This window comes from Xanthobacter autotrophicus, from assembly GCF_029991245.1.
Taxonomy (GTDB): Bacteria; Pseudomonadota; Alphaproteobacteria; order Rhizobiales; family Xanthobacteraceae; genus Xanthobacter; species Xanthobacter autotrophicus_C.
Genome location: NZ_JAIVFO010000178.1, coordinates 1 through 7905, shown reverse-complemented (window position 1 = coordinate 7905; position 7905 = coordinate 1). Strand labels below are relative to the sequence as shown.

11 protein-coding genes are annotated in these 7905 nt (G+C 68.6%); 4 read left to right on the top strand and 7 right to left on the bottom strand.

Annotated features, from left to right (window positions below; genetic code table 11):
• Positions 1-74 precede the first annotated feature (74 nt).
• The 4 genes from K9U41_RS20530 to argJ form a co-directional block, all read right to left on the bottom strand.
• A complete protein-coding gene (locus K9U41_RS20530; protein WP_282642709.1) occupies positions 75-512 on the bottom strand; it encodes a (deoxy)nucleoside triphosphate pyrophosphohydrolase in 438 nt (145 codons plus the stop codon).
• The gene (locus tag K9U41_RS20525) at positions 509-841 is read right to left on the bottom strand and encodes a type II toxin-antitoxin system PemK/MazF family toxin (RefSeq protein ID WP_282642708.1); all 333 of its coding nucleotides are present in this window, start codon (positions 839-841) and stop codon (positions 509-511) included. Before K9U41_RS20525 ends, K9U41_RS20530 begins: the two co-directional genes overlap by 4 nt.
• Positions 841-1134 (bottom strand): AbrB/MazE/SpoVT family DNA-binding domain-containing protein, encoded by a 294-nt coding sequence (locus K9U41_RS20520; RefSeq protein WP_282642707.1) that lies wholly within the window; start codon positions 1132-1134, stop codon positions 841-843. The genes K9U41_RS20525 and K9U41_RS20520 overlap by 1 nt, the downstream gene beginning before the upstream one ends.
• Positions 1135-1205: 71 nt before the next feature.
• Positions 1206-2447 (bottom strand): bifunctional glutamate N-acetyltransferase/amino-acid acetyltransferase ArgJ, encoded by a 1242-nt coding sequence (argJ, locus tag K9U41_RS20515; RefSeq protein ID WP_282642706.1) that lies wholly within the window; start codon positions 2445-2447, stop codon positions 1206-1208.
• A 200-nt stretch (positions 2448-2647) separates the two neighbouring features.
• Between argJ and K9U41_RS20510 the strand changes: the two genes are divergently transcribed.
• A complete protein-coding gene (locus K9U41_RS20510) occupies positions 2648-3070 on the top strand; it encodes a YciI family protein (RefSeq protein ID WP_282642705.1) in 423 nt (140 codons plus the stop codon).
• Positions 3071-3106: 36 nt separating this feature from the next.
• Here K9U41_RS20510 and K9U41_RS20505 read toward each other — a convergent pair whose 3' ends face one another.
• On the bottom strand, positions 3107-4066 hold the full coding sequence (locus K9U41_RS20505; protein ID WP_282642704.1) for a 2-hydroxyacid dehydrogenase: 960 nt from the start codon (positions 4064-4066) through the stop codon (positions 3107-3109).
• A gap of 211 nt (positions 4067-4277) precedes the next feature.
• Here K9U41_RS20505 and K9U41_RS20500 point away from each other — a divergent pair, with 211 nt between their 5' ends.
• Both K9U41_RS20500 and K9U41_RS20495 read left to right on the top strand, forming a co-directional pair.
• Positions 4278-4676, top strand: a complete 399-nt coding sequence (locus tag K9U41_RS20500) for a response regulator (RefSeq protein ID WP_282642703.1) — start codon at positions 4278-4280, stop codon at positions 4674-4676.
• Entirely contained in the window at positions 4676-5083 is a 408-nt protein-coding gene (locus tag K9U41_RS20495) for a response regulator transcription factor (protein ID WP_282642702.1), read from the top strand. The genes K9U41_RS20500 and K9U41_RS20495 overlap by 1 nt, the downstream gene beginning before the upstream one ends.
• Before the next feature lie 27 nt (positions 5084-5110).
• Here K9U41_RS20495 and K9U41_RS20490 read toward each other — a convergent pair whose 3' ends face one another.
• Both K9U41_RS20490 and glmM read right to left on the bottom strand, forming a co-directional pair.
• The gene (locus tag K9U41_RS20490) at positions 5111-5713 is read right to left on the bottom strand and encodes an outer membrane protein (protein ID WP_282642701.1); all 603 of its coding nucleotides are present in this window, start codon (positions 5711-5713) and stop codon (positions 5111-5113) included.
• Between the two features lie 202 nt (positions 5714-5915).
• Complete coding sequence (gene glmM, locus K9U41_RS20485) at positions 5916-7259, bottom strand: phosphoglucosamine mutase (RefSeq protein WP_282642700.1); 1344 nt, start codon at positions 7257-7259, stop codon at positions 5916-5918.
• A 319-nt stretch (positions 7260-7578) separates the two neighbouring features.
• Between glmM and K9U41_RS20480 the strand changes: the two genes are divergently transcribed.
• A partial coding sequence (locus K9U41_RS20480) for a PfkB family carbohydrate kinase (protein ID WP_282642699.1) occupies positions 7579-7905 on the top strand: 327 nt, incomplete at its 3' end.

Here is a 7905-nt window from a genome sequence, read left to right as displayed (position 1 = left end):
CGGCAAGGGTCGCCCACAGCAGGATGGCGAGCAGGCCGATGCGGGTGGCGACGGCGGGGGTCATGATGGGTGGCTCAGGGGCCGAGCAGGTCGATGAGGGCGGGGATCAGCGGCTCGTCGGCGGGCGGCATGGGGATGTCGCGCAGGCGCGCCGGCCGCAGCCATTGCAGCGCCTGGTGCTCCTTGCGCTGGATGGTGCCCTCCCAGCGGCGGCAGATCCACAGCGGCATCAGCAGATGGAAGGTCTCGTAGCCGTGGCTCGCGAATGTAAGCGGGGCAAGGCAGGCTTCCTTCACGGTGATGCCCAGTTCCTCGTCCAGCTCGCGGATGAGTGTCGCCTCCGGCCGCTCCCCCGGCTCCACCTTGCCGCCGGGAAATTCCCACAGGCCGGCCAGCGCCTTGCCCTCCGGCCGCTGGGCGACCAGCACGCGGCCGTCGCCGTCCACCAGGGCGCAGGCGGCGACGAGGATGATCTTGAGGGGGGGAGCTGGCTTTGGTGCGGGTTCTGTCATTCGAGGAGGGTCGATAGCTTGGCGAGGACTTCGTCCACGATATGGGCCGGCGCCGCCTCCACCCGCTGCGCACGCCGCGCCTTGAAATCGAGCGACCGGGCCTGATCACACCTCACGATGCCGCTGCTGTCGAGGCCGGTGCCCGTAAGCGGAACGGAAAAGCCGATGTTACGGGCAAAGCCGCCTCCGGTGGTGATCGGCACCACGAGCGGCGTTCCGGTGAGGCGGTTGAACTTGCCGGGTGAAACCACGAGGACGCGGCGAAAGCCCTGCTGCTCGCGCCCCTCGGTGGGATCGAGAGAAACCTTGTAGATGTCGCCTCGCTCCATCAAATCAGTTCGTCGCCTATGGCGGCGTCGCTCTGCCATGTGTCGCCAAGTTCAAGGCCCTCATCCGGACCACGGCCCTGCTGCATCTCTTGGCGTGCGGACAGCTCCCCTTCCTCCTCGGCCAGCAGCTGGTCGAGGGAGTAGCGGGGCCGGCGCAAGCGGACCACCAGGGTATCGCCCTCAACGGATAGTTCCACGCCCGCGCCTTGGGCGAGGGCGAGTTGATCGAGGATCGTCGGCGGGATCGCAAGCATCACCGATCCGCCGACCTTGCGCAGGTTTGCACGTACCATGACCGAGCCTCAGTTATATTAAAATATAACCCTCATCTCGGGACGCGCAAGTCGCACGACCTCCAAAAGCCTCACGAGCGATAATCCCCGTTGATCGCCACATATTCCTTGGTGAGGTCGCAGGTGAGCACCCGGTCGGAGCCGCGGCCGAGGCCGAGGTCCACGAACAGGTCGATCACGTCGTTCCGCATGTAGTGGGAGACCACGGCCTCGTCGTAATCGGGGTCGCGGGCGCCTTCATGGGCGACGCGGTAGTCACCGAAGGAGATGGAGAGGCGGTCGCGGTCGGCCGGCTCGCCGGCCTTGCCCACGGCCATCACCACGCGGCCCCAGTTGGCGTCCTCGCCGGCCACCGCGGTCTTCACCAGCGGCGAGTTGGCGATGGACATGGCAATGCGCCGCGCCGACTTGTTCGACACCGCCCCGGTCACCTGGATGCGCAGCAGCTTGCGGGCGCCCTCGCCATCGCGGGCCACCTGCTCGGCAAGGTCGGCGAGCAGATCCACCAGCGCGCGGCGGAAGGCGCGCAGGGCCGGATCATCCACGCTCTTCACCGTCTTCGCGCCCCGCGCCTTGGCGGCGCCGGTGGCGAACAGCAGCAGGGTGTCCGAGGTGGAGGTGTCGCCGTCGATGGTGACGGCGTTGAAGGTGTTCTTCACCCCCTTGGAGAGCAGCTCCTGCAGCACGCCGGCAGCAATGGGCGCGTCGGTGAAGACGAAGGAGAGCATGGTCGCCATGTCCGGGGCGATCATGCCGGCGCCCTTGGCGATGCCGTTGATGGTGACCGGCACATCGCCCAGCAGCACCTGGGCGGTGGCAAGCTTGGGGAAGGTGTCGGTGGTCATGATGGCGCGGGCGGCGTCGAGCCACGGCCAGTCCACGAGGCGGCCGGCGGCCTCCGTCAGCGCGCCCTCGAACTTGGTGGCATCCAGCGGCTCGCCGATGACGCCGGTGGAGGCGAGGAACACCTCCGAGGTCTTGCAGCCCAGCGCGACGGCGGCGATCTCGGCGGTAAGCTGGGTGGCCTCGCGGCCCTTCAGGCCGGTGAAGGCGTTGGCATTGCCGGAATTCACCACCAGGGCGCGGGCCTTGCCCTTCTTCAGCAGCTCGCGGCACCACTCCACGGGCGCGGACGGGCACAGCGACTTGGTGGTGACGCCGGCCACCGTGGTGCCGGGCGCGAACGACATGACCAGCACGTCGGTGCGCCCGTAATAGCGGATGCCGGCGGCGGCAGTGGTGAAGATCACCCCGGGCACCGGCAGCAATTCGGGCACGAACTTGGGCGCGAGGGGAGAGATGGTCGATGACATGGCTGTTCCCCGGTGATGGCGCGTCTCGTGTGCCGCAGCTTCAGGGCCAAGGCAAGGGCGCCGATGTCGCCGCCGTCGCGCCGGGCTGCGCGGCGGCATCACCCTGGGTAAATTATGACCGGGATGTCGGGACGGCCGGCGACGGCCGTCCTTGGAGGGATGCCGGCCGACGTGGCCCGCGCAAACCCGAGGAGAGCGACATGCGCGTGATGGTGATCGTGAAGGCGACGGCCGACAGCGAAGCGGGCTTCATGCCCTCGTCCGAACTGCTGGAGGCCATGGGCCGGTTCAACGAGGAGCTGGCCCATGCAGGCATCATGCTGTCCGGCGACGGCCTGAAGCCGTCCTCGCAGGGCAAGCGCATCGCCTTCGACGGGACGAGCCGCATCGTCATGGACGGCCCCTTCGCTGAAACCAAGGAGCTGATCGCCGGCTATTGGCTGTGGGAGGTCAAGGACATGGAGGAGGCCGTCGCCTGGGTGAAGCGCTGCCCCAATCCCATGCCCGGCCCGAGCGAGATCGAGATCCGCCCGCTCTACGAGATGGCCGATTTCGGTGACGCAGTGACCCCCGAGGCGGTGGCGCCCCACGACCGCGCCCGCGAAACCATCGCCAAGCGCTGACGGGACCGCACGCGTGAGGGGGCTCCCCTCACGCGTTCAATAGCCCCGCTTGCGATCCACCCGGTTCAGCACCGGCTCTCCCGCCTCGATGCGGCGGATGTTCTCCACGATCTGGGGGGCGGCGGTCCGCGGGATGGCGATGGAGGCGAGGTGCGGCGTCACCAGCACGTTGTCCATGGCCCAGAGCGGGCTTTCGGCGGGCAGAGGCTCCACCTCGAACACGTCGAGGGTCGCCTCGGCGATGTGGCCGCAGGTGAGCGCAGCGATGAGCGCCGCCTCGTCCACCACCGCGCCGCGGGCCACGTTGATGAATTTGGCGCCCTTCGGCAGATGCGCGAGGCGCGCGGCATTCAGCAGCCCGCGCGTCTGTGGGGTGAGGGGCAGCATCACCACCACGATCTCGCTGCCGGCCAGGAAGCCGGGCAGTGCCTCCATGCCGTGGAAGCAGGAGACGCCCTCCAGGGCCTTGGGGGTGCGCGACCAGCCCCGCACGTCGAAGCCCTGCCGGGCCAGTTCCAGCGCCGCCGCCGCGCCCAGGTCCCCGAGGCCGAGCACGCCCACGGCGATCTCGCTGGCCGTGCGCGGATGCACATAGTGCCAACGCCCCTCCCGCTGCGCCCGCTCGAAGGTGGGAATATCCCGGGCGTGGCGCAGCACGCAGAACAGCACGAACGACGCCATCATCTGCGACATGTTGGGGTCGCTGAGGCGGGTGACGGGCACGTCCGGCAGGTCGTCGCGCGCCACCAGGGCATCCACGCCGGCGCCGAGATTGATGACAAGCTTCAGGTTGGGGAAGCGGGCGAAGAAGCCGTGGGGCGGCTTCCAGCCGAGGGCGTAGCGCACCTCCGCCGGATCGCCGTCCACATGACCGTCCCCCGCCCGCGCGATCCGCACGTCGAGGCCGGGATGGACGGCCTGAAGGGCGCTCTTCCAGTCCTGCCCGATGTCCACGGCGCTGTAGAACACCAGCGCCCCTCTAGCCTGCTCGCTCACTTTTCCATCCCCTCCGCCTCCGCGTGTCTGCAGCAGTGCTGATGGCTCGTTCGTAGCCCGGCACGGTAAAGCCCGCCAGACTGCAACGCCTCTTGCTCCCGCCGGCCGAGCGCCGGATTCCCGATTTCCCGGCCACTCTTTCAAATCGAGCGGAACCGAAGCACGACCGCAGCGTTCTCTGGTGCGATGTTGCCGGAAGAATCATCGGATCATGTCAGCTCAAGGTCTTGCGCCAAGTACGGCCCCCGCCGCCCGCACGGTGCTGCTGGTCGAGGACGACGCCCTCGTCCGGCTGGTCACCGCCGGCGAACTGCGCGAGACCGGCCTCACCGTCATCGAGGCGGCCTCGGCGCAGGAGGCCTATGAGGCCATCATCGCCGGCCTCCACGTGGACGTGGTGTTCACCGACGTGCGCACCGAAGGCACGCTGGACGGCTACGAACTGGCCCGCATGCTGAAGGCGGAGCGCCCGAGCCTGCCCGTGATCCTCACCTCGGGCCACATGGACGGCGCGGTCGCCGCCCGTGTCGCGCCCTTCCTCGCCAAGCCCTACAGCGTGGAAACCGTGATCCAGCTCATCCACGCCCAGTTCGCAGGCGGATCATCCTGATGTCCGAACCCCACTTGACCGAGCCCGGCCCGACCATTCTGGTGGTGGAAACCGATATCCTCGTGCGCCACGTCATCGCCGACTATCTGCGCGGCTGCGGCTACCGGGTGCTGGAGGCGGCGACCGGCGAAGAGGCGACGCTGATCCTCGATGTCGAGGCCGAGGGCATCGATATCGTGCTCGCCGATGCCGCCGCCACCGGCGATCGGGAAGGCTTTGCCCTGGCCCGCTGGCTGCGGGAGACCCATCCCCACATGGATGTGGTCCTGGCCGGCTCCCCCGCCATGGCCGCCGCCCAGGCCACCGACCTGTGCGAGGACGGCCCGGCCGTGGACAAGCCCTACCAGCCCCACCAACTCGGTGACCGCATCCGCTGGCTCATGGCCCGCCGCGGGCAAAAGCGCTGAAGGCCTTTGCCGGCCTGTCCGGCGCGCTCACCGCAGCATGTAGCGCACGCCGAGGCGCACCTGGTGGGCGACCGCGTCGCTCAACGCAAAGACCCCCGTCGATGGCGGCGACCCGAGATCCAGATAGCGGTAGCTGAGATCCAGGCTGAAGTCGGAGCTGAGAGCGTAGGACACCCCCGCGCCCGCCGACCACGCGAACTCCCAGTCATTCACCGCCGGACCGAACGCGGCCGGGGCGACATGGAGCGCATTGATGGAGAAGCCCGCCCCGACGCTGAGATAGGGCGTGAAACCGGCCAGCGTGATCACGTCCCAGTACAGGCTCGCCAGAGCCACCGCCGCGTTCGCGGACAGCTCCGAGCCTCCGTTCCCGGCCGAGCCGAGGTCGAGATAGTCGAGGCTCACCTCGCCGCGCAGGACGGGCAGAAAACGGTATCCAAGCCCGCCACCCACCGACCAGCCCGAACCGGACAGGCCAAGACCCGCCGGGATGCCGCCGGTGGTAACGTGCGCGCCGGTGGAGGCCACATAGCCGGCGTCCGCCCGCATGTACCAGCCGGATGGCGCATCGTCCGAAACGTCTGGGGGCGCAAGGGAGAAATCGCCGGGACGGCCGAGCTTGGCCAGCATGTCCGCGGTCTCCGGGTCAGCCGCCTGGGCCGCCGGTCCGCCCGACAGGACACCCAACGCCGCCGCGCCGACGAGAAGAGCGCGCCTTGTACTCCAAAACCGCACCATTGCTTGAACCCGTGCCAAGATCCGCTTTCGAAGCGGACCCTCGCACGGCAAGCTTTAAGGCTGGATTAACCCTGACGAACGGTTAAGCGGCCGCTCAGGCGGCGACCTTCTGGAGCACGTCGATCACGTCGTCGACCACATTCTCGACGAGGTCGCGGTCGTCGCCCTCGCCCATCACCCGGATCACCGGCTCGGTGCCCGAGGGGCGGATGAGCAGGCGGCCGTGATTGGCGAGGCGGCGCTCCGCATCGGCGATCACGATCTTCACCTTCTCGTCCTCCAGCGGCCGGCCGCAGGCGTAGCGCACATTCTTGAGGATCTGCGGCAGCGGATCGAAGCGGTGGCACACCTCGGACACCGGCTTGCCCCGCCGCGCCACCACGGCGAGCACCTGAAGCGCGGCCACGAGGCCGTCGCCGGTGGTGGAATAGTCCGACAGGATGATGTGGCCGGACTGCTCGCCGCCCACATTGTAGCCGTCCGCGCGCATGCGCTCGAGCACGTAGCGGTCGCCCACGGCGGTGCGGGCCAGCGAGATGCCCTCCCCCGCCAGGTGCCGCTCCAGGCCCAGATTGGACATGACGGTGGCCACCAGCCCGCTGCGGGCGAGGCGGCCGTCTTCCTTGAAGCTCTCGGCCACCACGGCCATGAGCTGGTCGCCGTCCACCACGTGGCCCTTCTCGTCCACGATGATCACCCGGTCGGCGTCGCCGTCCAGGGCGATGCCGATGTCCGCGCGCACTTCCCGCACCTTGGCGGACAGGGCGGCCGGCGAGGTGGAGCCCACGTCGCGGTTGATGTTCATGCCATCGGGCTCGACGCCGATGGAGACCACGTCCGCCCCCAGCTCCCACAGGGCTTCCGGCGCGACCTTGTAGCCGGCGCCATTGGCGCAATCCACCACCACGCGGATACCGTCGAAGGTCTGATCCCGCGGCAGGGTGCGCTTGGCATATTCGATATAGCGGGCGTGCACGCCTTCCAGCCGCTTGGCCCGGCCGATCTCGGCGGGCTTGGCGAGGCGCTTGGCCATGTCCTCGTCGATCAGTTCCTCGATCTCCCGCTCCACCTCGTCGGAGAGTTTGAAGCCGTCGGGGCCGAACAGCTTGATGCCGTTGTCGTCGAACGGATTGTGGGAGGCGGAGATCATCACGCCGAGGTCGGCGCGCATGGAGCGGGTGAGCATGCCCACCGCCGGCGTCGGCACCGGGCCGAGCAGCAGCACGTCCATGCCCACGGAGGTGAAGCCCGCCACCAGGGCGTTCTCGATCATATAGCCGGACAGGCGGGTATCCTTGCCGATGACCACGCGGTGCCGGTATTCGCCCCGCTGGAAGATCAGGCCCGCCGCCATGCCGACCCGCAGCGCCAGATCGGCCGTGAGCGTTGCGTTGGCGCGCCCGCGCACACCGTCCGTTCCGAAATATTTGCGCGACATGTTCCCTCTTGCTCCACGCTGGCGCGGGCACTGATTCCACAGGGGTTTACTTGCCTTATCATCCTTGGCGCGGCGCGCGCGATCACTTCTGGTGACGCGCGCGTAATGAAGCCCGGCTTCCCGGCCGTGGGATGATGCCCCCGATGACCTGTTGTCTACGGCTACAAAAGTGTCAAAAACAAAGCCTTGGCCGCAACAGGAACGCACGCCGCCCCATACAGCCTAGCCTTGAGGGACGAACGCAGGGTTAAGGCGAAGATTGCGCCCGCCCCGCGTGCAATGCTACGGCTCCGCCGATTATTTGCGGAGATTGCCCCTCGTGACCTCAAGCGCGCTCGACGTTCTCGCCATCGGCAATGCCATCGTCGATGTCCTCTCCCGCGCCGAGGAGGATGTGCTGGCCCGGCACGGCATGGTGAAGGGCGGCATGGCCCTCATCGACGAGGCGCGGGCTGAGGAGGTCTATGCCGCCATGGGCCCCGGCACCGAGGCCTCGGGCGGCTCGGCGGCCAACACGGCGGCGGGCATCGCCTCCCTCGGCGGGCGCGCCGGCTTCGTCGGCCGGGTGAAGGCGGACACGCTGGGCACCGTCTTCGGCCATGACATCCGCGCCGCCGGCGTCGCCTATGCCACGGCCGCCGCCACC

Excerpts from the sequence above, each read along its gene's own strand:
- K9U41_RS20530 (WP_282642709.1), bottom strand. The coding sequence starts at position 512 with ATGACAGAACCCGCACCAAAGCCAGCTCCCCCCCTCAAGATCATCCTC.
- K9U41_RS20525 (WP_282642708.1), bottom strand. The coding sequence starts at position 841 with ATGGAGCGAGGCGACATCTACAAGGTTTCTCTCGATCCCACCGAGGGG.
- K9U41_RS20520 (WP_282642707.1), bottom strand. The coding sequence starts at position 1,134 with ATGGTACGTGCAAACCTGCGCAAGGTCGGCGGATCGGTGATGCTTGCG.
- argJ (WP_282642706.1), bottom strand. The coding sequence starts at position 2,447 with ATGTCATCGACCATCTCTCCCCTCGCGCCCAAGTTCGTGCCCGAATTG.
- K9U41_RS20510 (WP_282642705.1), top strand. The coding sequence starts at position 2,648 with ATGCGCGTGATGGTGATCGTGAAGGCGACGGCCGACAGCGAAGCGGGC.
- K9U41_RS20500 (WP_282642703.1), top strand. The coding sequence starts at position 4,278 with ATGTCAGCTCAAGGTCTTGCGCCAAGTACGGCCCCCGCCGCCCGCACG.
- K9U41_RS20495 (WP_282642702.1), top strand. The coding sequence starts at position 4,676 with ATGTCCGAACCCCACTTGACCGAGCCCGGCCCGACCATTCTGGTGGTG.
- K9U41_RS20490 (WP_282642701.1), bottom strand. The coding sequence starts at position 5,713 with ATGCTGGCCAAGCTCGGCCGTCCCGGCGATTTCTCCCTTGCGCCCCCA.
- glmM (WP_282642700.1), bottom strand. The coding sequence starts at position 7,259 with ATGTCGCGCAAATATTTCGGAACGGACGGTGTGCGCGGGCGCGCCAAC.